At 43.8% G+C, this 26,432-nt stretch carries 21 protein-coding genes and 1 pseudogene; 13 read left to right on the forward strand and 9 right to left on the reverse strand.

The annotated features are described in order from the left end of the window. The first annotated feature begins 83 nt into the window (after positions 1-83). Positions 84-308: a helix-turn-helix domain-containing protein gene (locus AC0YN7_RS06660; RefSeq protein WP_006040330.1), complete on the forward strand. Its 225-nt coding sequence runs from the start codon at positions 84-86 to the stop codon at positions 306-308. A 181-nt stretch (positions 309-489) separates the two neighbouring features. Here AC0YN7_RS06660 and AC0YN7_RS06665 read toward each other — a convergent pair whose 3' ends face one another. Further along, positions 490-654, reverse strand: a complete 165-nt coding sequence (locus AC0YN7_RS06665; protein ID WP_475809184.1) for a hypothetical protein — start codon at positions 652-654, stop codon at positions 490-492. Between the two features lie 47 nt (positions 655-701). Next, complete coding sequence (locus AC0YN7_RS06670) at positions 702-3,065, reverse strand: LamG-like jellyroll fold domain-containing protein (protein WP_475809185.1); 2,364 nt, start codon at positions 3,063-3,065, stop codon at positions 702-704. A gap of 443 nt (positions 3,066-3,508) precedes the next feature. Between AC0YN7_RS06670 and AC0YN7_RS06675 the strand changes: the two are divergent. Then, a pseudogene (locus AC0YN7_RS06675) lies at positions 3,509-3,595 on the forward strand (helix-turn-helix domain-containing protein); the annotation flags it as partial. A gap of 125 nt (positions 3,596-3,720) precedes the next feature. Here AC0YN7_RS06675 and AC0YN7_RS06680 read toward each other — a convergent pair. From AC0YN7_RS06680 to AC0YN7_RS06695, 4 genes are all read right to left on the reverse strand, one after another. Continuing rightward, complete coding sequence (locus tag AC0YN7_RS06680; RefSeq protein ID WP_475809186.1) at positions 3,721-4,491, reverse strand: anti-sigma factor domain-containing protein; 771 nt, start codon at positions 4,489-4,491, stop codon at positions 3,721-3,723. Next, on the reverse strand, positions 4,488-5,063 hold the full coding sequence (locus tag AC0YN7_RS06685) for an RNA polymerase sigma factor (RefSeq protein ID WP_475809187.1): 576 nt from the start codon (positions 5,061-5,063) through the stop codon (positions 4,488-4,490). Before AC0YN7_RS06685 ends, AC0YN7_RS06680 begins: the two co-directional genes overlap by 4 nt. Positions 5,064-5,151: 88 nt before the next feature. Beyond that, positions 5,152-5,820, reverse strand: a complete 669-nt coding sequence (locus AC0YN7_RS06690; protein WP_475809188.1) for a cupredoxin domain-containing protein — start codon at positions 5,818-5,820, stop codon at positions 5,152-5,154. 13 nt (positions 5,821-5,833) lie between these two features. Beyond that, positions 5,834-7,420: a plastocyanin/azurin family copper-binding protein gene (locus AC0YN7_RS06695; RefSeq protein WP_475809189.1), complete on the reverse strand. Its 1,587-nt coding sequence runs from the start codon at positions 7,418-7,420 to the stop codon at positions 5,834-5,836. Positions 7,421-7,837: 417 nt separating this feature from the next. Here AC0YN7_RS06695 and AC0YN7_RS06700 point away from each other — a divergent pair, with 417 nt between their 5' ends. The 7 genes from AC0YN7_RS06700 (at position 7,838) to AC0YN7_RS06730 (ending at position 19,411) form a co-directional block, all read left to right on the forward strand. Further along, entirely contained in the window at positions 7,838-9,583 is a 1,746-nt protein-coding gene (locus tag AC0YN7_RS06700) for a sensor histidine kinase (protein WP_475809190.1), read from the forward strand. 97 nt (positions 9,584-9,680) lie between these two features. Continuing rightward, positions 9,681-11,288, forward strand: coding sequence for an SWIM zinc finger family protein (locus AC0YN7_RS06705; protein WP_475809191.1), 1,608 nt, complete (start codon positions 9,681-9,683; stop codon positions 11,286-11,288). Beyond that, the gene (locus AC0YN7_RS06710; protein ID WP_475809192.1) at positions 11,285-14,191 is read left to right on the forward strand and encodes a DEAD/DEAH box helicase; all 2,907 of its coding nucleotides are present in this window, start codon (positions 11,285-11,287) and stop codon (positions 14,189-14,191) included. The genes AC0YN7_RS06705 and AC0YN7_RS06710 overlap by 4 nt, the downstream gene beginning before the upstream one ends. 9 nt (positions 14,192-14,200) lie before the next feature. Then, a complete protein-coding gene (locus tag AC0YN7_RS06715; protein WP_475809193.1) occupies positions 14,201-14,389 on the forward strand; it encodes a hypothetical protein in 189 nt (62 codons plus the stop codon). Between the two features lie 189 nt (positions 14,390-14,578). Next, a complete protein-coding gene (locus AC0YN7_RS06720) occupies positions 14,579-15,940 on the forward strand; it encodes an extracellular solute-binding protein (RefSeq protein ID WP_475809194.1) in 1,362 nt (453 codons plus the stop codon). Between the two features lie 19 nt (positions 15,941-15,959). After that, the gene (locus tag AC0YN7_RS06725; RefSeq protein ID WP_475809195.1) at positions 15,960-17,771 is read left to right on the forward strand and encodes a cache domain-containing sensor histidine kinase; all 1,812 of its coding nucleotides are present in this window, start codon (positions 15,960-15,962) and stop codon (positions 17,769-17,771) included. Further along, on the forward strand, positions 17,768-19,411 hold the full coding sequence (locus AC0YN7_RS06730) for a response regulator transcription factor (RefSeq protein ID WP_475809196.1): 1,644 nt from the start codon (positions 17,768-17,770) through the stop codon (positions 19,409-19,411). The genes AC0YN7_RS06725 and AC0YN7_RS06730 overlap by 4 nt, the downstream gene beginning before the upstream one ends. Before the next feature lie 6 nt (positions 19,412-19,417). Here AC0YN7_RS06730 and yfbR read toward each other — a convergent pair whose 3' ends face one another. Next, positions 19,418-20,023 carry a 5'-deoxynucleotidase gene (gene yfbR / locus AC0YN7_RS06735; RefSeq protein ID WP_475809197.1) on the reverse strand — a complete coding sequence of 202 codons (606 nt, stop codon included), beginning with the start codon at positions 20,021-20,023 and terminating at the stop codon, positions 19,418-19,420. A 219-nt stretch (positions 20,024-20,242) separates the two neighbouring features. On the opposite strand from yfbR, the gene AC0YN7_RS06740 reads away from it, so the two are divergent. From AC0YN7_RS06740 to AC0YN7_RS06750, 3 genes are all read left to right on the forward strand, one after another. Further along, positions 20,243-21,220 carry a bile acid:sodium symporter family protein gene (locus tag AC0YN7_RS06740; protein WP_475809198.1) on the forward strand — a complete coding sequence of 326 codons (978 nt, stop codon included), beginning with the start codon at positions 20,243-20,245 and terminating at the stop codon, positions 21,218-21,220. A 65-nt stretch (positions 21,221-21,285) separates the two neighbouring features. Next, on the forward strand, positions 21,286-23,061 hold the full coding sequence (gene pnpS / locus AC0YN7_RS06745) for a two-component system histidine kinase PnpS (protein ID WP_475809199.1): 1,776 nt from the start codon (positions 21,286-21,288) through the stop codon (positions 23,059-23,061). Positions 23,062-23,261: 200 nt separating this feature from the next. After that, positions 23,262-23,987, forward strand: a complete 726-nt coding sequence (locus AC0YN7_RS06750; RefSeq protein ID WP_475809200.1) for a response regulator transcription factor — start codon at positions 23,262-23,264, stop codon at positions 23,985-23,987. Positions 23,988-24,036: 49 nt separating this feature from the next. Here the strand turns inward: AC0YN7_RS06750 and AC0YN7_RS06755 are convergent, their stop codons facing one another. Then, complete coding sequence (locus AC0YN7_RS06755) at positions 24,037-24,903, reverse strand: AraC family transcriptional regulator (RefSeq protein ID WP_475809201.1); 867 nt, start codon at positions 24,901-24,903, stop codon at positions 24,037-24,039. A gap of 218 nt (positions 24,904-25,121) precedes the next feature. Here AC0YN7_RS06755 and AC0YN7_RS06760 point away from each other — a divergent pair, with 218 nt between their 5' ends. Then, a complete protein-coding gene (locus AC0YN7_RS06760) occupies positions 25,122-25,991 on the forward strand; it encodes a lipoate--protein ligase family protein (RefSeq protein ID WP_475809202.1) in 870 nt (289 codons plus the stop codon). On the opposite strand, the gene AC0YN7_RS06765 is transcribed toward AC0YN7_RS06760, so the two are convergent. After that, positions 25,975-26,409 (reverse strand): threonine/serine exporter family protein, encoded by a 435-nt coding sequence (locus AC0YN7_RS06765; RefSeq protein ID WP_475809494.1) that lies wholly within the window; start codon positions 26,407-26,409, stop codon positions 25,975-25,977. The genes AC0YN7_RS06760 and AC0YN7_RS06765 overlap by 17 nt on opposite strands. Positions 26,410-26,432 lie beyond the last annotated feature (23 nt).

The raw sequence follows: 26,432 nt of genomic DNA on the forward strand, positions 1-26,432 counted from the left end.
TATCGCCCCTTCATACTATATTTTGACTGTATCCCTTAACCTTGTTAAACCATAAAAACCCGCGCAAGGAGGGGTGACAAACATTGAAGGGCAGCGACCATAAGAGCAAGTTCTTACTGACTCATCGTGAACGCGAAGTATTCGAGCTACTGGTACAGGACAAAACAACGAGGGATATCGCTCAGCAACTATTTATTAGTGAAAAGACCGTCCGCAACCATATCTCCAACGTCATGCAAAAGCTGAACGTAAAAGGTCGGTCGCAAGCGGTTGTTGAACTAATCAAGCTTGGGGAATTACAAATCTAACATAGTCAAATAATCGGACAGCATCGTGAAAAGGATGCTGTCTTATTTTTGTTCACATAGTAGGAGATAGTGGACAGGGGTTCAAATACCCTCGTCTCCACCATGTAAATCCACAACCTCTCGCGGTTGTGGATTTTTGCTTCTTTTTTCTGATTCATTACGAAACGACAGCCGTTCATCTTCAAAAAGATGATAGCGGTGTAAAACGAGAAGCAAGGAGTGTAGTTTTGACGGACGGATCATAGCTCGCGTGATCGACATTCCTGGCTACGTTCGCATTCACGCTTCCTGCATGGGTAACCAATTCTACTGTTGTTGGCAATGCAAGGGCGTCCGCTGCCTTCACCGTTCCGATTGCCACCCCTGTTATGTTAGTAGGCGCAGCGAAGCTGTTTAATTTACACCGTCAGTAATAATGTCAATGTCCTGCGACGAACGGTTATACATGGAATCCGCGGCGAATACCCTGACTATATATGGAGTACCCGGCAATAAATCAGTCATTTTATATTCCTTGTATTCAAGGTATGGATCGTCTAGCGGCAGCGAAAGGCTGTTGAACGATTTGTCCACTTCCCCGGTGAGCTTGTTGATTAGCTGGATATTATATTCCAATACGCGCACATTGTCATTTGCTTGTTTTATTGTAAAAGTAACTTCGGTGCAATCGATAGAATTGACCGTAATACCTTCATCAAACTGCGGAGCAATGAGTTCTCTTGTATCGCGCCTGTTGTATGTAAAAGCATCTTTGCCTTCGCCGACGTTTACTACATAAGGTATGCCTACAAATTGATCTGTGCTTAAATTATACTGTTTAATAATAACCTTGGTGCCGTAAACCTCAAAGAAATTCGCGATGCGGGGTGCGATATTGTATTTGATATACTTGCCTTCTATATATCCACCGTACGGACCGTTATCAATATAACTGGAATATGTCGACGCGCCGCATTCGAGATACGTGGCCGCACCTTGATAGAGAGAACGTTCGTCGGTCGGGTCGAAATGCGTATGACCTGATAGATACATAACCTGGGACAAATTGTTGTCAGCAATATATTTTCCTACCTCATCACTTGCCTTGCTGCTCCATTCCGATGACCACACGGTTCCGCTTATTGGGAAGTGAGAAGATACAAATATCGGCTTTGTAGGATCGTAATCCTCTTCTTCTGTAATCTGGTTGAGGAAAGTGTTGGTTTTCCCCACCGTATTATAATTGTTATAATTACCATCAAAACCTACAAGATTAAATCCTTTTACCTGTACCCGATAAGAATCGTTAAAAAAATTGTTGTCGTACGAATTCGTAGATTCGTTCCACGCGCCTGCCGAACCGACAGGTATGATCTCTTCAGCGCCTTCCATATCATGGTTCCCTCTTATTATATAAAACGCCGTGTTGTCAAATAACCCCTCATTTTTAAGTTTGTCGTATACGTTTGTCATCTCTTTCATCCACACATATTCGTTGGCATTGTTACCGCCGGTAACGTCGCCAGGAATAAACATGACGTCGGCCTGCGGGAATACGCTCAGTTCTTTTCTGAAACTTTCTTCCACGCGCTTGATTGCATTGGGACTCATTTCCGGGTCGCTGTCCACAATCATATTTAAATCGGCGGGAGTTAATTTTTTATTACTTTTTTGATAGATGAATAAGGCATTGTTTAGTTCACGTACGTAATAATTGATGGTTTCCTGTGTATACAATTTTACTTGTTGCGTTGCTGCAACCGAAGCTGCCGTATTCAAAACCTTCTTCAAGTAATCAAAATCAGTTTCGCTGAAGCCGTTGCCAAGACCGCTTGCAATTATTGTATTTGCTTCTGATATAGTGTCGTTAAGCGCTTGCATCTCTACTTTATTTATAGCGTAACTGTTATAATTCGCTTGAACTACATCACTGCTAAATGCGCCTTGCCAAATCATCAGATCAGCGATATCGAATGAATTACCGCCGAGGTTGCAAAGCCCATCGCAACCTATATGTAAGGGGTTCGATGTATCTAAAGTTCCGAGGCTTAGCGTAGTTTGAGCCATTTCGTAACCATCAATATACAACGACGCGAGCATTTTATTTCTATCTACAACGTAGGTCACGTAACGCCAATCGGATGCATCAAACGTGTTGCGTCCAAAGGAGATGTTCTTTACTGCCGCATTCGGGAATCCGAAGTTCATTTCGACTGAATGGGCTGATGTGTAAATCGCCCAGCCTGCGTTAGAGCCGTTACTAAAATCCTTGTTTGAACAGATGACCTGAGTGTTGTTCGTGTCGCCCTTATACCAGAAGGATACGGTAAAACTGTCATGACCAAAATTCAAGCTATGCGTCGTACCGACATAATTGCTGTTTCCGCTTTCTAAATGCAGAGCTTTGGTCCCGGGTAATACACCGTCTACATAACGATATTCTCCATTTGCTACCAACAAATGCACTTGATCTGCATCGTTCATTAAATGATTATCGAAATTAATCGATGCAATAAGGGGGTTGGTATTTAATACTGTGCTCGTGGGCAATGAAGTTTTACTGTCACCATTTAATTGTGAAACTACAACACGCAATTTTTTGCCAATATCATTTAATGTTACGGTGTAGCTGTCCGATGTCCCACCCGATTTCACATTAATATATTGGTCGCTTATACGTGATTCCTGTACTTGCCATTGAAATGTTGGGTTGTTGCCCATTGAGTCATCAAGCATGACATCACTAGCTGTGATCATTTGACCGTAAACCGGCTGCATATTGTCAATTTCCCCCGATACGATTTTTTTAGGATAAAATTGCCGATGAACACCATATGCCCTCAATCCTGAAATCTCAATATGTGTTTGATTCTTTCGATGTAAGTACGAAGCGATCCCATTGCTCGAGTACATCGGAGCTGCTATCTTAGCACTACTATAACACACTTGGCTTTGAGCTTGTGACAGGTTGCCGGGAGGTAGACTGATGCGGCCGTTTTTGGGCTTTTCGTTCAACAGTAGGAGGTGAGCCATAGGGTATTATAACTAGGGTGCTATTCTGGTAAAAACGCATGACAAATAACCGCCCCATAGAATTTAGGGAGGTTTTCCTCGATATCTAAACGTTGCTTATTCAGTCAAAGCGAAAAGGTTCTTTAGCAAGAACAATTACAAGCATGTGAAAGCAATCCCTGCACGTTCATCTGACGTATTTAAAACCCATCTCTAACGTCATGCAAAAATTGAACGTTAAAGGACGGTCGCAAGCGGTTGTTGAACTAATCAAGCTGGGGGAATTACAAATCTAACATAGTCAAATAATCGGACAGCATCGTGAAAAGGATGCTGTCTTATTTTTGTTCACATAGTGTGGAATGTAGGGTGACAAACATTGAAGGGTAGTGACGATGGCAGCATATTTGTAATCTATTAGCTAAACAGATCCAAACATCTTCTCGCCACGTGGTTTGTCTCCGCGATCGTCGGGCTCAAGAGTGATGCCAATCGACTCAAAAGTGAGGTTATCCGTAGTAAGAGGAAGTGCCATTAAGCCGATTCCGTGCTCGTCAACGCGGAATGTGCCGGCACTTTTTCGCTCACCGTCTTGGAGAAGCCATACTTGATATGCTTGTGTATCCGTTGTAGCCTTTGCTCCGAACACGTATACGACAAACTGCTTGCTTTGGCCATTGTCGATAATGCAAGCGACGCCGTATGATTGTTTAGATTCTGTGAGGTTTTGAGGTTTTAATGATACTAGTCGCTCAATTTGGGCTGCGGGAACCTGTAATGCTTGTTCTAATGAATATGGAGCAGCCGATCGTTCGCGGTACAGCTGATAATTCCAGACAGAACCTGCGAAGAAAGCAAGCATAACTGCTATTGAAGCGAGCGATTTCCATCTTCGAGTGAAGAAGCGTTTGATTGGTGGCGTGGCAGCAGCACTAACCGCATTAACCGGATTAGTAGCATCCAAAGCGACTATAGCATCCATTACTTGTTTCTTCAAATCTTTTGGTGGATCGATTTGTTCCATAGTTTCTGGAAACGCCTCCCATACAATTCGTAGTTCATCGATTTCTTTCTGGCAGTGGATACATTCGGAAAGATGACTTTCGAATAAAAGTCTTTGTTCATCTGTACATGTGCTTGATACATAATCCAGACATAGGTCACATGCCGCTGTTTGCTTGTCCTTGTTCATCCTAGCCCATCTCCTTCCACCAGTAGATGCCTACGTAGTATTTTCAATGCTTGATGCAGTCGGTTTTTTACTGTTCCTAGAGGCTGATTATAGATAGCTGACAGCTCGCTTAAACTGTAACCTTGCCAATAAAAATGTTCTAAGAGCATAATTTGTGGATTAGACAAATAACGATAGGCACTTTGAATTTCTTCCTTTTGTGCACTTCGTACAACATTATCTTCTGGAGATAAGGTGAGTTGGTCTGGGATGCCATCTATTTGCTCAGGCTCGAAAGGGACGTTATCCATCGTCTCCCGCCGTTCTTTGCGTATCCAGTCAATCGTTATATTTCGAGTAATTGTCAGAAGCCAGCTCGAAAATCGGCCTTTGTCGGATTCGAATTCCGATTCGGTTGTCCATAACCGGATGAAAACCAGTTGGACGATATCTCTCGCTGCAGGTTCGTGCTTTACCGCTTTCATGGCATATGAGTATGTAAAAGAAGCATATCGGTCATATAAAATCTCGAGTGCGTTATGCTGCTTTCTTTTGATCAGCACCATAAGTTCGTAATCGGACAGATTCCGCATATCGTTTGGCCTCCAGATCAGGCTGTAATAAGATTTATCATAACAGGAGATAGGAGAGCCGTAAACGGCTCTCCTATCTCTCAATTTATTAATTGGCTTCTACAACGATCGTTCCTTTCATCCCTGGATGTGGCACACAGAAATATGAAAACTCACCAGTCTTCGAGAATGTAACCTCTTGCGATTTATCTTGATCTAGCAACCCGGTGTCGAAAGAATCATCATCAGCTGTAGCAGTGTGGCTGATCTCATCCTTATTGATGAATTTCACACGATCTCCAGCTTTAATCGTAAGCTTCTCGGGAGAGAATGCAAAGTTCGTAATTTCCACGACATGCACTTCTTCTGGTGCATTAGAAGCTGTTGCAGCCGATGGCTTAGGACTTATAGCGGTTGATTTTGTTGGAGTTGGATCCGTCTTCTTAGGAGTGACTGGATTATCCACCTTCTCTTTATCATCGACTTTATCTTTATCATCGATATTAGAAGCATGCCCATCAGAATGATTGCTTTCAGATGGTTTAGCAGTGGGAGCTTCTGTTTCTTTAGTTGGCATAGGTGTAGGTGTAGGTGTAGGTGTGCTTACCGGCTCCGTTGATGCTTCAATTGTGGGTTCTATATCTATCTCAGGAGAAACGACCGCGTTACTGGCATGCTGTTCCGAAACGGGCGTTGCCTCTGACCCACATGCAGCAATGACAATTAGACATAGAAAGCTGCTTAGGAGCAGTGATAAAAATCGGAGTTTGCTTTGCATACTCACATCACACTCATTTCACGATGATTTTGCCAGTCATAAAATTCTTATGCGGTTCACAGTAATAGTCGTACGTCCCGACCTTATCTAGTGTTATCGTATATGACTCCCCTTTGCCAAGGAGAGGAGAAGCAAAAGAACCATCTACCGCAACTGCATTATGTTTCATATCGTCGTAATTGGTGAACACCACTCGTGAGCCAGCTTCAACAGTTAAGGCCTCTGAACCGAAGGAAAACTGTTTAATGTCAACCTTGTACGTCTTTACTTGAGGGGCAGTCGTTCCATTGAACACGGCGGGATCAATCACGAACCATACTTTATTGACATTTTGGCCATTAATGTCGCCATGTTTGATATCTTTGATGAAATAATACAAGGGATAACCTTTATAGGTTGCTTGTTTGCTTCCATCCGAACGAGTGATTGAGCCTAGATCGCTGCTTGGGACTGTTGATGGGGTGGTGTGACTCTCTGTGAACGAATATGCGGGCCAGTTGGCTAGACAAGCTCCTTCACAAGCGCTGTTTTGCGGCGTATCCTTATCAAAATAGTAAAGCGTGCGGCCATAAGCGTCAGTAAAGTAATTTCCTAGCTTTGTTGAAGTTCCGATCATTATCGAATAGTCGGGCTTTGCCACAAACCATACTCCGCCGACTGCTTCGCCTGCTACATCGCCGGCTGTCATGTCTTTTACAAAATAGTACAAAGGCCAGCCTTTATAAGTCGTTTGTTTGGAGCCGTCTGAACGTGTCATAACCGAGAAATCATCCGCATTTAAACTGCCGGGTATTATCAGTTGCTCGGAATAGAAAACGGGCCAATTACTTAAGCATTTCTCTTGGCAGGAATTTGGATCTTCTGCGTCCTTTGTAAAGAAATAGAGCGTACGCCCGTTTTTGTCGGTGAAAAATGTTCTGAGCTTGTCGTTGGATTTGTTTAATAAGATTTGATTATCAGGAAGTTGAGCTGTTGAAGGAATAACTTTTTCGGATTGCAACACTTCAAACAGAGAAGGACCGCTTGATGTATGTACGGATAACGCCTCAACGAGTGCGGTTGCGATATGTGCATTTGTTAGTGAGGAAGTTCCCGAAACTTGCTGTAGTCCTTTGTTCGCTGCAAATTTCTCCGTATCCGCGTACGAAAACTCTTTACCTGATTGATAACCTAAAACCTCTAGAAGCACCTTGTAAAACTGTTGTGAGCTAATTTGCTTGGATGGGTTAAACATTCCATTGCCTGTGCCTAACCAGCCGTGTTCTGGATGATTTTTCAAATAAGCTAGAATCTTTTGATTGGCTTTGCTGACTTCATTTGCATCTGAGAAGTTGATATCGCCAGCATACTCCATAGCTTCATCTAAAAGTCCTTGAAGACGCAAAGAAATAATGGCAGCTTGCAGCCGAGTCGAGTGCTTACCTAGATAGGAGCTGTCGACGCCATTACCGTCACCGAGCAATAAACCTAACTCTGCGGCTGCTTCTGCATCCGTCTTGATTGCTGAAGGTTCACCCGCAGCCGAAGCGTCTAAGGATAGTAGAGCTCCCGTGCTAAAAATAAAAACTAAGAAAGCGATTAAAAATTTTTTTGCCTGCATATACAATTACCTCCTGTGAATTTAGTTTCATAAGAGATAACGAACGAATAGCAATACCGGTTTGATACGATATAAAAAAAATGAGCCAAGATAAGATGACCGTTCTAATTCGAAATTAGTGGGCTAGACCAAGTTCTTCGGATAGCTCCATGCCTTCATTGGTCGAGAACGTTCCGACATGTCCACTCTGAACGGCATTATTATTCTATTATTGTGATTGATCATATAAATTAAATTCACTCAATAATTGAAGGTTTTATGATATGATAGAACCGTATTTCACTATTTAAATGAAAAATATTGGAGGATGGGATGTATTAATTTGGGGATTATCATTCTTAAGTCTCTTGTTTTAATAGAAGTACATATGTATTAAAAAATGATAGTTATGTTACGTAGAGGGGCAAGATACAAGAGATGCAGCGCAATATATGGCTTATGACAATTAGCGTGATCGTTATATTGATTTTAATAAACAATACGGCTTACTATTTTCTAACGAAAGAAACGCTGGAGGATGCCCTTAATCATGAAGTGTCCTTGCTTGCCAAACAAATTGAAGTTTCTGTGGAACAATCACGAAAGGGAGCCAATTTATTTGAGCAGCAAACCGCACGCGAGCTGCGGGCGGTTTCCATCGCAGCGCAGTACGCGCTTGATCCAGATGTGGAAAAGGTGACGACCAAGCAGCTTGAGGAGCTGAGCGGCAAGCTAGGTGTTAAGGATATCACTTTATTAAAGAGATTGGATAACGACGACATTGTTCTTTATAAATCATCCGATGAGAAAGAGGTTGGTGAGAGCACGAGCACTTGGAAGCCATGGTATTTTGCTTTTCTTGAACTATTTAACGAGCAGAACGTATCTTTAAATTGGCTTGGTCAAAAGATGCCCAATTTCTGGAGCGGTCCATTCGAGGTTGCAACGACTGACTTGAATGAAATATATAAATGGGGCTATTACTACGACGGTTCTACTAACTATATCATTGATCCTTACATCAGCTATGCCGTTCAGGATGAATATGAAACGGCTACAGGCGTGAATCATATGATCCAGAATTTGGTGAAAAATAGTGACACGCTGCTAGAAGTAGCCGTTATTAATCCAGAAACGTTTCCTAACGGAAAGAAAACAAAAAAAGCGAATGGCGTACAAGAGCATTTTGTGCAGCGGGCGATTTTTTATGGAACAAACACGATAAAGCTGGACGAGGATGTAGACGCTGTACGAGAAGCGCATAGAACAAAGAAGACGATAACCATTGAGCGCAAAGTCGGTGATAAATACATATCCAAAATGTTTATTCCTGTTAATGTGAAGGATAAAGGCATTAATATTACGGATATGTACGGTGATCCGTTGAACGACTATGTGCTATCGATAGTTTCTGATCATAAGTTAATAAGAGAACAACTCCATTCTCAGTTTTTGAATATCTTTTCTATTATTATAATTTTTACAGCCTTGAGCGTATTGATTGCATTTTTTGCAATGAAATATTACAGACTATCCCGTGATAAAGCAGTGCGCGTAACCCAAGAAACATATGTAGATGAAATTAATCAGCTATTCCAATCGATTCGCGCTCAGCGGCATGATTTCTTAAATCATGTGCAGACCATTCACTCGCTTGCCGAGTTTAGGAAATCGGATGAACTTATCGCGTATACGAAGGAATTGACCGGCGAAATTCGAATGATGAACGATATTATTAATATCGGAAATCCAGCGATCGCTGCGCTTGTGCGATCGAAGATTTCTCAAGCCGAGGATTTTAAAATTCAATTCAGCTGCTCCTTCAATGGGTTAAACATGCAGGAAATGGGTGTTAAGACGTTAGACGTAAATCGAATGCTTGGCAATTTGATCGATAACGCATTTGATGAAGTTCTAAAGTATCCAGAACAACATCGTCAGGTAAAGCTGATCGGTACGCAGACAACTCAGCATTTGGAGTTTGTTATTAGCAATACTTGCGAGAAGGCTGACGAGGTCATTAAGAAGCCGCTCTTTGAAACGGGTTTTTCAACGAAGCAGCATGATCACCAAGGGCTCGGGTTACCAATAGTGAAGCTGATTACCGAGCAGTATAAAGGGAAAATTTGTGTTAAAGCGGAGCCTTTAGGACAGCTTACGTTTATTGTAAAAATTCCTCTATAATAAGGAAAAGCGCCAACTGATCGAATTCCATTCGTCGGTGCGGCGTTTTTTTTGTTATAATGGAAAGAATGCAAGTGAACGGAAAGGAAGCGGGTGAATGTCTGCAATGCATCTCAACGAAAAGCTGCATGAAGCTTTAGAACAGCGAATAAGCGATGAAGTCGCGAGTACGATTGTGAAAAGAGGCTGGCAATATTATTTAGATGGTCATGTTAAAAACGCTAAGGCAGGAAATCATGACAATCTTTATGGTGTCGTGCAAGGATCAGATCTATATGCGGTCGTAATTGATGCGGGACATTTTGAGTACAGTTCATGTACTTGTTCATATGAAGGGTTTTGCAAGCATATGGCAGCTGTTTATTTCCAATATTGCAGTATGCTGGAAGGCGGGCATGACAATGCGGAGCAGACCTATTTCCGTTTACTCGGCCTTACACCGGCAAGCGTCTTACTGAAGAAACAAAGCGAAGAGCCATTGTCAACCATGAACCAGCAAGGGCCGACTGACCCGGGTCATAACGGAAGCACCGAGCAATGGCTAGAATGGATGGAAGCAACACATGGCGATGCTTGGAGAAAGTGCAGACATTCTCTTCATGCGCTTCAGCCCGTGTTGCAGTCGTTGAAGGGCTCGTCGAAACACTGGGAAAAACCGCTTCAGCGCTTGCATTGGTCAACAGCAGTCGCATTTGTATTAGATCAAGCTGAACGCGCTATTCTGACTGTGGACTCCTTCAGCAGATATTATCATGAAATGTCTTTCATACGCATGGCGGAGCCATGGGTGGAACATTTATATACACTCGTATCAGACCTAGTTCCTGTTGATATGGACACGAAGGAAATAGAATGGGCAAATGCGCTGGTTGCCTATATCAAGGCTAGGGCATCAAATACAGAACGACAATTATTTGAGTGGGATCATATTTATTTAGCTGTAAGCGAGAAGCTGTCCGAGAACAGGAGCTGGTATGATCAGGAATTACAGGCTATGCTCCTAACGGTACAGAATGAGGAGGATGTTACCTTCAACGCTTCCTTTTCGCATATTGCCATTGGTATGATGTATTTTCTAGATAACAAGGATGAGCTGTCCATTGCGCATTTCGCGAAAGCAAATTTCGAGCGTTCTCAAAAGGTGATGTATCCATGTGCGGCTCTCCGATTGGAAGAAGCAAAATGGGATCAGGTGAAGCTTTGGATGAGCTTTTTATATGAGCGAGTGTTCGCAGTTCGGAATGGCCGCTCTGTCGGCCCATTTGTAGCGTTATGTCGAAGAGCTGATCAGGATCGGCCAGATATTTCAACGTGGACGGATTATATGACGCAATTGCTGCCGCATTCCTATACCGAGCTGTCTGAACATTGGTTGAATCAAAAATATTACGATAAATGGGCTGATCTTCAACTGTTAATTGGTTCGCATCCTGAGGATATTAGCGTTCAAGCGCTTCGCGAGGTGGCCAAATTAGCACCGCGATCCTTAATGCCGCTTTACCATCAATCGGTTGAGACATGGATGCTGACTCGTAATCGCCAAGGCTACCGTATGGCCGTTAAGCAATTGAAGAAGCTGGAGCGACTCTATAAGGCGGAAAATGATTCATACAGATGGGATATATATATTGAAGGTCTTGTTCGCAAACATCAGCGTCTCAGAGCGTTTCAGGAGGAACTGTGGAAAGGGAAAATCGTAACATGAGAGCATATATTGGCGCGCGCAAATTAGTGATAGATGGATTTTGGAACGAAGATACTGACGGAGCTTCCGTTCTCTTGAGCGCGGCCGATCGGAAAGATGCTGCAGAGGCTAGACTAAAACCCCTTTTATTTGCTTGGCATTCAGCATCCTATTATGGTGCGGAAATTGAAGAAATCAGCATAGGGGAACGTACTCTCCTCAAAGTAAATCCTTTGCTTGCAATGGATTACTTGTCTTCTCCTAAGCATGTTCGACTGCTGCAGCTAGAGTGGACGGATCGCTTGAAAACATTGATGAACATAGCCGAGCACATACGAAGAGCTCTGCTGTATGGTTGGTTTGCTCCGAATTGGGAGCAGTGGAGTGAAGACAGTAAGAGCTGGAAAATGTCCATTCCTAAGCATGAGCAACAGCTGGCCGAACAATGGGAGGAATCGATCCAAACGGCACTCGCAAACGGAGATAAAGGTACCCAGCATTGGCTGAGCCATGTGATCAATCAAATGATTCAAGATAATGAGCAGGCTGCGGAGGCTTGGAAAAAGATAGGTGAAGCGTCCGGTGATGCGGTATTAAGAAGGAAATCTGTGGATGAGGAAGATTGGCTCATAGCAATAGGGCTGAATAAGGATACACTTCCATTCCGCGTGGCCCTTCAATTAGCGGAGCCAACTGAAGCTGATGGATGGCGGTTACGTCCAGCACTGCAGGATCGTGAGGGTGGACCTTGGCTGCCTATTCGGAAAAGTGATTGGCAGGATGGACCTGAATTTGAGAGTGAAGGTGAGCAGCCAATTCCGACTGAATGGCAGCCCTATATCGATGCCAAGCTCGTTAAGGAGCAGGCGAAGTGGATTAGCGCTCTCCCCGAATGGGAGGAAATTTCAAGTGATGGGCAAATACGTGAGCGGCTAACGGAAAATGAAGCTTGGAAGTTTCTTGAGGAGGCAAGTGTACGGCTTCTTGAAGCGGGATGTCCGGTTTTATTGCCGAGCTGGTGGGAAGCCGTTCGTTCACGTAAGCTTCGTTTGAAGGCAAAGATGAAATCATCAGTGGGTTCAGCGGCACAGCCGATGTTCGGTCTAGATCAAATTGTTCAATTCGATTGGAAGCTTGCTCTGGGTGATGTTGATCTGTCTGAAGCGGAATTTCTTAATCTCGCAGAGCAGAATCGGCGTTTGTTTAATGTAGGCGGTGAATGGGTTCATCTCGATCCTCAGGATGTTACCCAAATTAAGCAATGGTTGAAGCGGATGGGTAAACGAAAAGGGCTGTCATTCCGTGATGTGCTGGAAATGCATCTCCGTGGCGGCGCGCCGTTTGACGAAGCTGGTGACCTGGAGATGGATCTTCAGGCTGAGGTAGAGCTAAATGAGCATCTGGCCTCCTTTCTTGAACAGCTGCAGCAAACCTCACAAATTCCGCTTGTTGATATACCGAACACCTTCCTTGGAGATCTTCGACCGTATCAGCATCAGGGTGTCTCCTGGCTGTTGTTCTTAAGACGCTTTGGTTTGGGAGGCGTTCTCGCGGATGATATGGGCCTAGGTAAGACGATTCAATTTATGGCTTACTTGGCCTATGTGAAGGAGCAGAAGCTGCAACCTAATGGTCCTTCGCTTCTTATATGTCCGACATCAGTTATTGGAAACTGGGAGAAGGAGCTTGATAAATTCGCGCCTTCGCTTCGTATTATGCTGCATTATGGAAATAAGCGGGATAAGGGTGAAGCCTTCCGAGATGCTGCAATGGAGGCGGATTTAGTCATTACGTCTTATTCACTGGCGCAGCTTGATGAAGAGGATATTAGCATGATGGAATGGGATGCGCTTTGTTTGGATGAGGCTCAAAATATTAAAAATGTGTACACGAAGCAATCTACCGCGATTCGCAGATTTCCAGCTTATCATCGGGTTGCACTAACAGGAACACCGATGGAGAACCGTTTGACTGAGCTGTGGTCGATCTATGATTTTATTAATCCGGGCTATTTGGGCAATTTGAACGAATTCCGCAAGGCGGTCGTTACACCGATTGAGAAGACGCGTGACGAGAGCCTCATCTTAGGTCTTCAACGTTGGGTTAAGCCATTCATGCTGCGAAGAATTAAGAAGGATCCGTCGATACAGCTTTCTTTGCCGGAGAAGCAAGAATCTAAGACCTATATGACTTTAACGGCAGAGCAAGGGGCCATGTATGAAAATATTGTTGCCGATTTGCTGGAAAATCTAGATAAGCTAGGACCCATGCAGCGACGAGGGCTTATTCTGGCTACTTTAACGAAGCTTAAGCAGCTATGTGATCACCCGTCATTGTTAGCCAGTGATGACCGTTCTCCTGCATTATGGGAGGCAGAGCGTTCTAATAAAGTCGCGAGACTGCTGGAGATGTGCGAGGAAATTGCTGCCGAAGGCGAGCGATGCTTGATTTTCACCCAATACATTGATATGGGTCATCAGCTTAAGCAGCTGCTTGAAGAGAAGTTAGGTATGCCTGTACCTTACTTGCACGGCGGCGTTCCAAAGGCAAAGCGGGATGAGATGATCGACAAGTTTCAAAATCCTGAAGAGGCCTGTTGTGCCTTTGTATTATCGCTAAAGGCCGGGGGCACGGGGCTCAACTTGACCGCTGCTAACCATGTGTTCCATTTCGACCGTTGGTGGAATCCGGCGGTAGAAAATCAGGCAACCGATCGTGCATTCCGTATCGGACAAACGAAGTCGGTTCAGGTGCATAAATTTATAACAACTGGAACCTTGGAGGAGAAGATTGACGAAATGATTGAGCGGAAGCAATCATTGAACGATCAGGTCGTCGGTCAATCCGAGCAGTTTATTACGGAAATGTCAACAGATGACTTGAAGGAGCTTTTTGCATTAAGGAAAAGCTGGCTTAAGGGATGAGGGATATAAATGTCATTAGATAGCTTGCGTATAAAACAGGAAAAGCTTCAACTACAAAGCGATACAAGCGACACTGGAGACAAAAATGCACAAGCAGAATCAACTGAGCTAAGTAAGCCGCAACTAGAGCATGCTAATCAAGAATGGCAGCAGTTTTATAATGTGATCAAAGAGATAACAAGCAATATGCGTTACTAATACGATTAGTGATTATACTGAGCCTGTCGGGGTAATAACTCGGCGGGCTTATTTCTTGTGTCGCTTTTCCATTAAAATAGAATTGTATCCCTAACTCGTCGGTATTTGGTCTTCTATCTGGTGAATGGATAAGATTATAATAAAGATGCGCGGCAAATCTGCAGCCCTATAAACTAGGAGGTTCAGGCAATGAAAAAAAGACATAAAGGATTTGTTGCCCTATCTGCGCTGTTAATATCTACAGTGCTTATAGCATCTGCATGCGGAGCCAACCATACGCAACCAAATAAAAACATGACAGATGGATCTTCTGACCCTGTGGCGGAAACGAAAGATGTTACCCTGTCACTGCGTCATACACAAATAAAAGAAACAAGCCAGTCACGTTTGAGAATTATTGAGGATGTTGTTGCGAAGACACAACAAGAAAACGAAGGTTTAACGTTTAAGCTTGAAGGCATTGATGAGATTGTTAATCGCGATCAAAAGCTGAAGGCTGAAATGGCTGCCGGCAATCCACCTAATATTTTTGAAGTATTTGGCGGAGCGGATCTTAAGCTATACGTGAAAGCAAACCGCATGCTTGATCTTACTTCAATCATTGATGAGCTTGGGCTGACTGATAAATTCGCAAGTCTGGATGAGTTCACAATCGATGGCAAAGTATACGGTCTTCCATTCGGAGGCTATAGCGAGGCGATTTTCTATAATAAGAAAATGTTTGCGGAGCTTAACTTGGAAATCCCAACAACATGGGCGCAATTGCTTCAGGTATGCAAGAAAATTAAAGAGGCTGGTTATACGCCATTTGATTTGGCCGCGAAAGACGGCTGGGTTAATGGAATGCTGTGGAATACAGTAATGGAGCGAAACGTCGGTATTGTGGAGTTCACTAAAGTGACTACAGGTGAAGCGAAATGGACGGATGCCAATTTTATTAAGGGCTTTGCTACGTATGCTGAGCTTGTAAATAAAGATTTTTTTACAAAAGATGCACTCAGCCTTGCTTACGCAGACCAAGGAACACTATTTCTTTCCGGTAAAGCAGCGATGGTATTCACAGGAACTTGGGACGCGAATCGATTTTCTGGCGATGACGCTGGCGCGCTTAAAGGGCATATCGGTTACTTCGCCTTCCCGGCTATTGAAGGTGGTGCGGGTGATCAAACATCAATTAACGCATCATACTCGAATGGATTTGGTTTCTCTGCTGACCTGAGTGAAGATCAAATAGCAGCGGTGAAGAAGTTCATTGCCAACTTCTATACGGAAGAAGTTCAAAAACGCACGTTAGTGGAAGATAAATTACTCCCGTCCATGAAGTTAAGCGATCTATCCGGCATAGACCCGCTGACAACAGAAATTTTAAACGTCATGATTAACGCCTCTAGTTCTTGGAAAGCGTATGATGCAATCGTCCAGCCAGCTGTCGGTTCTGACATTAACGTGGGCATTCAAGAGCTCATTGGTAAAGTGAGCGGACCAGAGCATGTAGCAGCAAAAATACAAGCTACGCAAGATAGAGCCAACCGGGCAAATACCATTCATTAATTGGTAGGAGATTGTATAAATGAACTTGAAACCGAAATTGATGCTGGCCTTTATACTTCTAATTATTATCCCAATGATTGGTCTTGGCATATTCTCCTTTATTAATTCAGAGGCTTTGCTTGAGAAAAAATACAGCGAGCAAACAGAAATAACGCTGAAGGCTGTGGGAGGGAATATTCGGTATTTCTTTCGTGAGCTGGATCAGCTGTCTGATGGAAACCTGACAAGCTCCGAGGTGCAGGATACGCTCAAATATAGCAATATTGTCTCGAGTGACGCCAGTATGCTTATTGCTGTCAACCAAGCTGAGAAAGAAATGAAAAGGATTTTATTCCAGCATCCAGCAGTAAGCTTTGTTGTGCTGTATGCCCAGAATGGGACGATGTTCCGTTCCTATCGGAATGATCCGACGACTTTTAAACCGATTGCATTTGATCTGCTGGAGAAGACACCGCTTTATCAGGAAGTGCTGCGGCTTGGGGGGCGTCCACTTTGGATAGGTCCTTACGAGCAGAGGGAGCTAACGGGCGTTGATCCGCCATTATTTACACAAATGCGTGTTGTGAAGGATATGGAAACATTCAATGACCTTGGTGTCATGATTACACAGTACAAGTCGGAAGAGATTTCGAGTATGCTGAAAGCCTTTCAGAACCCGCAAGCAGATGCTACTGAAACCAGATATATGATCGTTAATAAATCAGGTCTTATTATGTTGGACAGCCAAGGTGAACTGGATGGTCAAAGCATTAATGAACAAACGCATTCGTTTCCGCAGCAGACGAGTAATTACGAGAGCTCTCGCGAGAGATTTGCTGGTATAGACAGCTTAGTATCGTCCTATCAGTTGGATCGGAATGACTGGATCTTAGTGTCTATTAAGCCGTGGAACTCACTAACGGATGAAAATGTACGTTTCGTGCAGTGGATTGGCATGATAACCGTGCTTGGCCTGTTTTCAGCAGTGCTGTTCAACGTTTTCTTTGTCAATCGTGTTGCAAAATCGATCATTAAAGTCGTTCGGAAAATGAGGCTGGTCGAACAAGGGCTGCTTGATATTCGAATTACTGCGCAGGGCAAGGATGAAACCGTATTACTTGCTAATAGTTTCAATAGTATGGTTGAGCGTATAGGCAATTTGCTCAGTGAGGTTAGAAGAGAGCAAGCTCGCAAGCAGCATGCGGAGCTGATGCTGATGCAAGCGCAAATTAAGCCGCATTTTTTGTTCAATACGCTCGAATCGATTAATGCTCTTGCTTCTCAAAATGATGGAGCGAAAATTATGCTGATGGTTAGGAGATTAAGCATCCTCCTCCGGACAGCGATGAACGATTCGGAAGAAATTCGATTAAGACAAGAAATCGAACATGCGCGCAGCTATTTAGAAATTCAAAAATACCGCTTTGAAGAGCTTTTCTCCTATGAATTGAATGTTCCTGATGAAGCGCTTGATTATACGATATTAAAACTTACGCTTCAGCCACTCGTAGAAAATAGCATTCAGCATGGATTTGACGGTTATGCTGACGGACAGGGTGTTATTTCGATTGATGTTGAGGTGGAGATGCACCAAATTGTTTTGATGATCCGCGATAACGGCCTTGGAATGAGCATGGAGGTATTACGTAAGCTTGCGGAAGGCTTCAACCCGTCAAGCAGGCAGCCGAACGCGGTAGAACTTGGAGAACGAAGAGGACTCGGCCTCAAAAATGTAGCGGACCGGCTTCGCATTCATTACGGATCAGCGTTTGGATTATGGATTTGCAGCCAAGAAGGGTACGGTACGGTAATTCGCTGTGTCATTCCTAAGAGCAGAGGTGAACAAGTATGACGGGCAAAGTACTGTTAGTTGATGATGAGGCACATATCACGAGAAACCTAGAGAAGGTTATTCCCTGGGAAATGCTAGGTCTTACTGTGGCAGGCACTGCTAAAAACGGTCAAGAGGCGCTAGAGCTTATGGAGCAGCATACGTTTGATCTATTACTATGCGACATTCGGATGCCGGTTATGGATGGACTGGAGCTTGTGCGTCATATACGTGAGAACGGAACGCCTTGCGACATTATTATGCTGTCAGGGTATCAGGATTTCGCCTATACACGAACTGCAATCCAATTCGGCGTCAATGATTACATTCTTAAACCTATTCCATATGATGAACTAACAGGTGTTATTGCTAGGGTAATGTCTACTCAGCGAAATAAGCAAAAGCAGCTACAAGAAGAAAAGAAGAAGCTAGGCAGGATGATTGACCTAGCAAGTGAGAAAATTTTGTATGACATTATTAAGGATTACACGGATGTATCGGCAGTCAATTGGATGTTTACTGGTGACGAACAACAGCTGAGTCAGCAGCAGTTTGTAGTAATTGTGTTGGATCTAGATGTAAGCTCGGAGAAAACAAAGGACTGGCGCGAATGGTCGGACAAAGAGCGGAAGTTATGGAATTTTGCTGTATGCAATGTGCTGCGCGAGAAGCTTGGGCAAAACGGGCTGCATCACGCGGTGATTCAAATTAGAGATGGTGAATGGTGCGTATTAATTGAATGCGATAAAACAGCCGATTTCAATTTGTCTGTCATTCGGGGATGGGCGGATATGCTGCTGAATGCCGTTAAAAATCATGTGAAGCTTTCGTTGTTTGCTGGAATTTACCGAGAGTTTGCAGCAGCAATTGATTTATCACGGGCATATAAGCTGGTGCAGCAAGGCATGCAGCTGACGCCAGTGCATGATATTATTACGCTGTATCCATCTGAGCAGCTAAAATCATTACAAAAGGACCAGCTCTTCTGGGATACAGCGGAGAAATTAGTAGGAGCAGTGAAGCGCGGCGACTCATTGGCGGTGGATAACGAGCTGCAAAGTATAACCAATCTGTTGCAGCAAATAGACGGGCCTTCAATTGGTCGTGTAAAGCCGATGCTGCACTTCTTTGTACTGCATCTTATGCGTGAAATAAAAGAGATGGGCGTGTTCTCACGGGAGCAAGAGGAAGTGCTATGGCGTAAATTAGATCGGCACTTCGGCATTAAGGATTTGTTGTCAGTTATTCATCAGGCGACAAGCGCAGTGGCAGAGAAGTCGATGGACAAGAAGAAGCAGTCAGAGCGTTCCATGCTGGATATTAAAGCTTTCTTGGATCGGAACCTTTACCGGGATCTCAGTGTGGAGGAATCCGCGACTTATGTTGGACTAAGCACGTCATATTTCAGCTTGCTGTTCAAGCAAACATTCGGAGAAACGTTCATTGAATACGTAACCAGACAAAGAATGGAGCGAGCGAAGTCTATGCTCCTAGACACATCGAAGAGTGTGGCTCAAATAGCTAAGGAAGTCGGATATGCGGAGCGGCGCTATTTTACAAAGGTATTCATGAAATATACGGGTGAAAACCCAACCGATTATAGAAGCAACCGGCAGGAAGCTTCTGATGTTGGGTTAGATACGGGAGAATTGATCGATTAAGGCAAGTTACTCGGAAAGCTCATCCAATGTTTTGCCTATGCTTGGAGCAAGATGTGTTAGGAACCATTCGACCTCGGGCATTTCAAGCTTGGCGAGCGCAAGCTCTGTTTGTCCTTTGGCGACAAGGAATTCACGGTTACCTGCGGACAACTCAGATAAGCATTTTAAATAAGCGTCCAATAAATCAGCTGCCTTCACGATGTGATGCAGCTGTTTGTCATGCTCATCAGCCGCTTGCGCTTGGGGCAGCTTGCCGAGTAGAGGCTCGTAGGCTGGCTTAAGTGAAGACGGAACCATACTGAGCAGTCTATCCGCAGCCATTGCTTCAATTTCACGGAAGCTGGCCAGCATTTTCGGGTTATGATGCTTGACGGGTGTCGGTATGTCTCCTGTGAATACCTCGGTCACATCATGGAACAGGGCGATTGTTACTGCTCTGTCCGCATTGTACGTTTGGTTGTAGACATGATTACCAATTTCACAGAGCATATGCGCTAATATAGCAACGTGAAATGTATGCTCCGCTACATTTTCCTTCGTTGTATTACGCATGAGGCTCCATCGTTCAATATATTTCAACCTGTACATATAAGCGAAGAAATGACTTTCCATTGGAAAACTACACTCCTTTATGAAGCGGCTGTTTGATAAATTATAACAATTCATAAGTTTCACACTTATAATAGGTTTATAATTCACCGTGAAACGAGCTTTGCCGCCAAGGACGGCGACAGCCGTTTACACTTGGTTAGCATGTTACAGTTATACTGTCTATGCTATTATATAGCTTATGTACAAAAACGACTAGATGATGTAAAAGAGGGATATAGTATGCGTGAGTTCGGTCTTTCCTTTAATCGATATTTCGAGAGATGGATGTTCATCATTATCCCGGGGTCACTTATTCTGGGTTTTCTTTTTGCTAATCGTATTCAACCGCTTATAGCTGCTGTACCGTATTTGTTCGCGTACGTGACACTCACAATGGCGCTTGGCTGCGGGCTGGGACAATTGAAAGAGGTTATGAAGCGCCCGGGTATTATGCTTCTTACTTTTATTATTGCTCATGTCATATGCCCGCTGGCAGCTTATGGACTTGGAACAGCCATTTTCGGAGCAGACTCACCCTATGTTATAGGCTTTGTCCTCTTCACGATCATTCCGCTCGGAGTGTCTACTGTTCTTTGGGTAGGAATGTCAGGAGGAAATGTTCCACTCGTCCTTGCGATGGTTGTCTTGGATTCAATACTTAGTCCTTTCGTAGTACCGACAGGCCTTCATCTATTTTTTAACTCAGCTGTAGAAGTGGAAGCCGGACCTTTGATCGTTGATTTGCTAATTATTATTGTGCTACCTACAGTCATTGGTGTGGGATTAAATCAACTCAGTAAAGGACGTATCCAAAGTGTTGTGCAGCCGTTCACGGCACCGTTATCAAAGCTCTGCTTCGTTGCGGTGGTTGCGCTAAATGCTTCGGCTATAGCGCCGCATATAGAACAGCTCAAGGATGATATGCTTGTAATTGTTCCTCTTGTAGTTGTTCTCGTTGCATTATGCTACGCGATTGGCTTTGTGTGTACAGCTAAATTTCACAGCTTTGAGCAGCAGGTTACGGTATCGTATGCGACTGGCATGCGCAATATCTCGCTAGGCATCGTGCTTGCACTCGGTTATTTTAGTCCGCTGTCCGCTGTACCAGTTGTTCTTTCTATCCTTATTCAGCAGCCGCTGGCAACGCTCCATCATTACGTTTTACAAAAACTTAACAAAAACAAAGCTGGCGCAACGATGCCGACGAGTGTAGGATAAACTTTGCATGTAAAGGAAAGTCAAATTAACCTTTATACAGCGAATCGAATAGGAGGGTGAACGGGATGAACAGCTTTCGCACGAGGCTGACACTCATAATGATTGGAATGATTGCGTTGTCCGTTAGCGCCGCGGGAATATTTATGGCGAAATCATACAAGGATAACCATATTAAAGCGCTTGAAGAAAATATGGTCAGAGAAATGCGAATTATAATAGCAAAGATGGAGTGGGAAACGGGTGAGCTGTCTTCACTTTTTAATTATTACACGTTGGAAGCAAAGGAGCTTAAAGGCTACACTGGCGCGCGTGTAACGTTTATACGCGATGACGGCGTCGTGCTGGGCGACTCCGACTGGGATCCGAAGAAAATGGACAACCATCTAGCCCGCAAGGAAATAAAGGAAGCGCTGGAGACCGGTACTGGCCAGGTAATTAGGGAAAGCGATACAGCCAATCAAAATATGATCTATGTAGCAGTACCGGTGGAAATTAACCCTGGTCAAGCCCCTTATATCATGAGGTTGGCCATGAATCTGAATGAGGTAGAGCAAAGTATACGCAACCTAACGATAGTATTAGTTATAGGCTTGCTTGTGCTGTTTCTAATTGCTGCCATCATTAGCTACCGGGTTGCCCTTGGTCTCACTCGCCCGCTAGAACAAATAACGAAGGTTGCGAAACGGATAAAAAATATGGATTATAGCGCACGCGTAAAAGTTCTGAAGAATGATGAGATCGGAGAGCTTGGCAACGCCATTAATGCAATGGCAGATAGCTTGCATGTACAAATGACGCGTATCGAACAAAATGAGAGTCAGCTCGAAAGCGTACTCGATAATATGATTAACGGTATCGTGATGATAGATCGAGATGGTCAGATCCTGCTTATGAACAAGCGTGCGGAGGAAGTGCTTGGTTTCTCAGCGCTTGAGCTCGTCGGACGGCATTTTGCTGAAGCGAAGCAGCAGTATGAGCTTTTGCAAATGATACAAGAGGGACTTACGAGCAAGGAGCATTTGCATGAGGAGATTACGTTTTATTTTCCGGAAGAGAGGCTGCTTGAGCTTAATTTAGTACCTGTACTTACCGATAGTGATGAGTTTACCGGCGTATTGCTCGTGCTGCAGGATGTTTCCGCGATTCGTCGCTTGGAGCGGATGCGCAGCGAATTCGTTGCTAACGTTTCCCATGAACTCAAGACGCCAATAACAGCGGTTAAGGGATTTGCCGAGACATTGCTTGGCGGAGCGGTGAAGGATGAAGAAACGACCCGTTCGTTTTTGCAAATCATATACGATGAAAGTGATCGTTTAAACCGATTGATCGGAGATATTTTGGAGCTTTCCAAGGTCGAATCACGCCGTGTTCCGCTTATATTCTCACCGGTAGAGATGGATTCCTTCGTTTCTAAAACTGTTAAGTTATTAGAGGTTGAAGCGGAGCGCAAAAAAATTGGCCTTCATATGAAAATCGAGCAAGGCTTGTACGTGGAAGCTGATGAGGATCGTCTGCGTCAAATTATTATGAATTTGCTCTCAAATGGCATTAATTATACGCCGGAAGGCGGAAGGGTTTCTATTAAGGTAGAAGGCAAGGGCGAGGATCATATTCAAATTGAAATTAGCGATTCCGGGATAGGGATTCCAAAGAAGGATTTGCCGCGAATATTTGAACGTTTTTATCGTGTGGACAAAGCCCGTTCGCGGAGTTCAGGCGGTACAGGACTAGGATTGTCTATCGTCAAGCATTTGGTCGAGCTTCACAAAGGGACTATTTCTGTTACAAGCTCCGTAGGCAGCGGATCGACCTTTATTATCGAATTACCTGTTCTACAATAAGCGTAAACGGCTGAAGCAGTCCCATGGCGGCGTCAGCTCGTTTCGCGATGAAATATAATCAGAGTATAAAGAGGGCAACTTATACCCTATATTTTAAAAAGGTTTACCTATTCTTCATGAAAGCATGATAAACTCTAAGTAGTAAGTACAAAAAAAGTGAATGCCGCTTATTGGCGGCATTTGCTGAGCTGGAGGTTAATATGTCGCATAAAGTGCTCGTAATTGAAGATGAACCGACATTAGCGCGACTTTTGTCGTATAATTTAACCCAAGAGGGTTATGAAACAACGGTTATAGACCATGGCGGGCAAGGCTTGCAAACAGCATTGCAAAGAAGCTTTGATCTGGTCATATTGGATATCATGCTGCCCGGTATGAATGGTTTTGAGATTTTGAATAGACTTCGACAGAATGGTGTACGGACGCCTGTCATTATTTTAACAGCGCGTAATGCGGAGGAAGAAGTAGTTCAAGGACTGAAGCATGGAGCAGATGATTATATTACGAAGCCGTTTGGTGTAGCGGAGCTGCTCGCCCGGGTATCAGCAGTAATGCGGAGGACTCAGCTTGATGAAAGCAAGCAGGAGGTTCAGTCGACTGAGAAGGTAATCACTGCAGGCGAATTGTTAATTTATCCTGAGAAATATGAAGTGATACTAAACGAAGAGACGATACCGCTTAGACCGAAAGAATTTGAAGTGCTGCTCTATTTGGTACAACGCCCGGGTATGGTTATTACTCGTGATGACCTAATGAACGTAGTATGGGGCTTTGATTATATTGGCGGGCAAAGAACAGTTGATGTTCATGTTAGCTCGCTGCGTAAGAAGCTTGAGCTTGGACAGCAGTCCGTACAGATTGAATCGATTAGAGGCGTAGGCTATAAGCTCGTCATGCCAAAAAGACTCGTTACCCCCAAATTATAGGGAGAGCGAGTCTTTTTCAAAATATAAGAAAGTCGTTTGTTGCTGTCAGCTATTGACGATTCCATATGAGCATTTTACGCTGGAACTGCTTTGGCGAGCAATCGTTATACTTTTTGAACATTTTGTAAAAATGCGCCATGTTAGGCATACCTATTCGTTCTCCAACCTCCGAAATACTAAGATCCTTCGTAAGCAATATACGCTCCGCCCACTTCACTTTTCGATAATTCACATATTCCGTGAAGGACAAGCCGATCGTCTTTTTGAAATATTTAACGAAATAGAAATAACTCATATTGGCGATTTTGCACACCTCTTCGACTTGAATCCGTTCTGTTAGATGATTTTCTATATAGTCAAGCACTGGCTTGAGGCGAAGTCGGTCAAAATTATCCTGTTCAATGAGCACCTTCCGAGTGTCATTACGCAGTAAAAGAAGCAAAATTTGTTTAATGATGACGCTGACCGCGAGCTCATATCCAGTTTCTTTGCGCGTTGCTTCTTCAAGTATTTGACTAATGTAGGAAGCGGCTTGCTGTTTGAGTGAATCATTTTGTTCGAAAATATAATTCACTTTACTAAGCGGCATTTGCGATTCTGAGAAATATCGCATGTATGGAATGGTGCTTTGGTCGAAAAATTGTTCCAAATCGAATTGCAGCACAATATAATTGAGTTCATTGTGACTGCGGTCTCGGTGCAATTCTGAAGCCCCTAATAAGAGGACATCGCCTGGAGTAAGGTGAAAGCTGCCATCTTCCACAAAGATATCTAATTTTCCTTCCAAAATAAGCAGCAGCTCGAGCTGTTTGTGATAATGCCAATTCGTAAATCCACTTTGACCGCGCGTCGACTGAAAAATTCGCAGCGACAATAATGGGTTCTCGTATGCGACCTTTTCATTAACGGCTTCCAATTATGCTTCCCCCTTGGCACTTAATAACCTACTCTTCATTGTAGTGAAAGGGCTCTTCAAAGGCAATAAGGGAGCTTTGAAAGATAAATGGAAAGTTTAAATGTATGGTGTCTTTTTTCAGGAAAAGAGATGCATGATTGTTCATTTATCGCTAAAATAAATAGCATAGAATTCAAGCACGGGTATTGGCTTGCAAGAGAGGGCAGGATGAATGGCATATGGAATGGGATAAAACGACTGATTTACAATTAAAAAATGTGTTGTTGCTTGATCGGACGGATGATTTAACGGAGAATGACATCTTATATCCGTTTGCTTTAGATGAGCTGCTGTGCCGAAGTACAGGACAAGGCGGGCCGGCGATTTGCCATATTTGGCGGCATCGGGACGCATTTGTGATGGGCTTGCGTGATAGCCGTTTACCGGAAGCCGAGGCTGCTCAGCAGTGGTTGGAAGCACAAGGCAAATCAGTTGCCATACGGAATTCAGGCGGGGCGGCTGTTCCGCTAGATCTTGGTGTCATTAATATTTCGCTGATTTTGCCAAAGGATACGGTTCAGAGCTTTCATTTTCATCAAGACTTTGAGAGAATGTACGGCTTAATTAAACTGGCATTAGAGCAAACTGGCTGTCAGGTTGATAAAGGTGAAATACAGGGCGCTTTTTGTCCTGGTGATTTTGATTTAAGTATTAAGGGTCTAAAATTTTGTGGAATTGCGCAGAGGCGGCAGACACATGCTTTCATCGTGCAAGCATTTGTTATTGCAGAGGGATCAGGGCAGAAGAGGGCACAGCTTGTTCGTTCTTTCTATGACTTTGCCTTAGAGGGCAGCAGTACTTCTGACCATCCCGTCGTCACAGAGAGCAGTACGGCTAGCCTTGAGGAATTGACCAATTTAGGTCCAGACTCTGGAAAAGTGTTCATCGAGGCTTTGAAGCGCATCTTTACGAGTGAACAGACGCTGGAAGGAATAGCTAATGCCGAAGCCGCATTTTCTATGCCTTCACAAGAACAGATTCAAGAGATGATTGACAAGCTCCGCGCAAGATATATGATCGAAAAACGAGTCATCAGCTTGGACGAGTAAGCATTTTCCGAATAATTTGATTGATAACCTCGGAGAATACAAGTCCGATCGCTATCGCTCCAGAGATCATGAAGGCTTCCACTGCTAGCTGAACAGCTAGATTATATTGATTGAGTACAACGTTTTTCATGGCATCATAAGCGATTCCACCAGGTACTAACGGAATGATCCCGGATACGTTGAATACGATAATCGGTGTTTTGTAATGCTTTGAGAAAAGCTGGCTTATTATAGTTACAAAAAAAGCAGCAATGAGCGTTGCGGCAATTATATGCAGTGATAGCTGTGTACAGATGACATAAATCAGCCAGCCGATCATGCCGACAGCGCCGCAATGAGCAAGTGTTCGCTTCGGCACATTGAAGATGATTCCGAAAGCGGCTGAAGCTATAAAGCTAGTTAGCAGCTGTTCTATCATTCCCAACTTCTATCCCCTCCGTA

Source organism: Paenibacillus sp. J31R122, from assembly GCF_056269185.1.

Bases quoted from the DNA above. Each gene is read 5' to 3' on its own strand.
- AC0YN7_RS06670 (WP_475809185.1), bottom strand. From the start codon at position 3,065: ATGCAGCCGGTTTACGGTCAAATGATCACAGCTAGTGATGTCATGCTT.
- AC0YN7_RS06680 (WP_475809186.1), bottom strand. From the start codon at position 4,491: ATGAACAAGGACAAGCAAACAGCGGCATGTGACCTATGTCTGGATTAT.
- AC0YN7_RS06685 (WP_475809187.1), bottom strand. From the start codon at position 5,063: ATGCGGAATCTGTCCGATTACGAACTTATGGTGCTGATCAAAAGAAAG.
- AC0YN7_RS06690 (WP_475809188.1), bottom strand. From the start codon at position 5,820: ATGCAAAGCAAACTCCGATTTTTATCACTGCTCCTAAGCAGCTTTCTA.
- AC0YN7_RS06695 (WP_475809189.1), bottom strand. From the start codon at position 7,420: ATGCAGGCAAAAAAATTTTTAATCGCTTTCTTAGTTTTTATTTTTAGC.
- AC0YN7_RS06700 (WP_475809190.1), top strand. From the start codon at position 7,838: ATGCAGCGCAATATATGGCTTATGACAATTAGCGTGATCGTTATATTG.
- AC0YN7_RS06705 (WP_475809191.1), top strand. From the start codon at position 9,681: ATGTCTGCAATGCATCTCAACGAAAAGCTGCATGAAGCTTTAGAACAG.
- AC0YN7_RS06710 (WP_475809192.1), top strand. From the start codon at position 11,285: ATGAGAGCATATATTGGCGCGCGCAAATTAGTGATAGATGGATTTTGG.
- AC0YN7_RS06715 (WP_475809193.1), top strand. From the start codon at position 14,201: ATGTCATTAGATAGCTTGCGTATAAAACAGGAAAAGCTTCAACTACAA.
- AC0YN7_RS06720 (WP_475809194.1), top strand. From the start codon at position 14,579: ATGAAAAAAAGACATAAAGGATTTGTTGCCCTATCTGCGCTGTTAATA.
- AC0YN7_RS06725 (WP_475809195.1), top strand. From the start codon at position 15,960: ATGAACTTGAAACCGAAATTGATGCTGGCCTTTATACTTCTAATTATT.
- AC0YN7_RS06730 (WP_475809196.1), top strand. From the start codon at position 17,768: ATGACGGGCAAAGTACTGTTAGTTGATGATGAGGCACATATCACGAGA.
- yfbR (WP_475809197.1), bottom strand. From the start codon at position 20,023: ATGGAAAGTCATTTCTTCGCTTATATGTACAGGTTGAAATATATTGAA.
- AC0YN7_RS06740 (WP_475809198.1), top strand. From the start codon at position 20,243: ATGCGTGAGTTCGGTCTTTCCTTTAATCGATATTTCGAGAGATGGATG.
- pnpS (WP_475809199.1), top strand. From the start codon at position 21,286: ATGAACAGCTTTCGCACGAGGCTGACACTCATAATGATTGGAATGATT.
- AC0YN7_RS06750 (WP_475809200.1), top strand. From the start codon at position 23,262: ATGTCGCATAAAGTGCTCGTAATTGAAGATGAACCGACATTAGCGCGA.
- AC0YN7_RS06760 (WP_475809202.1), top strand. From the start codon at position 25,122: ATGGAATGGGATAAAACGACTGATTTACAATTAAAAAATGTGTTGTTG.
- AC0YN7_RS06765 (WP_475809494.1), bottom strand. From the start codon at position 26,409: ATGATAGAACAGCTGCTAACTAGCTTTATAGCTTCAGCCGCTTTCGGA.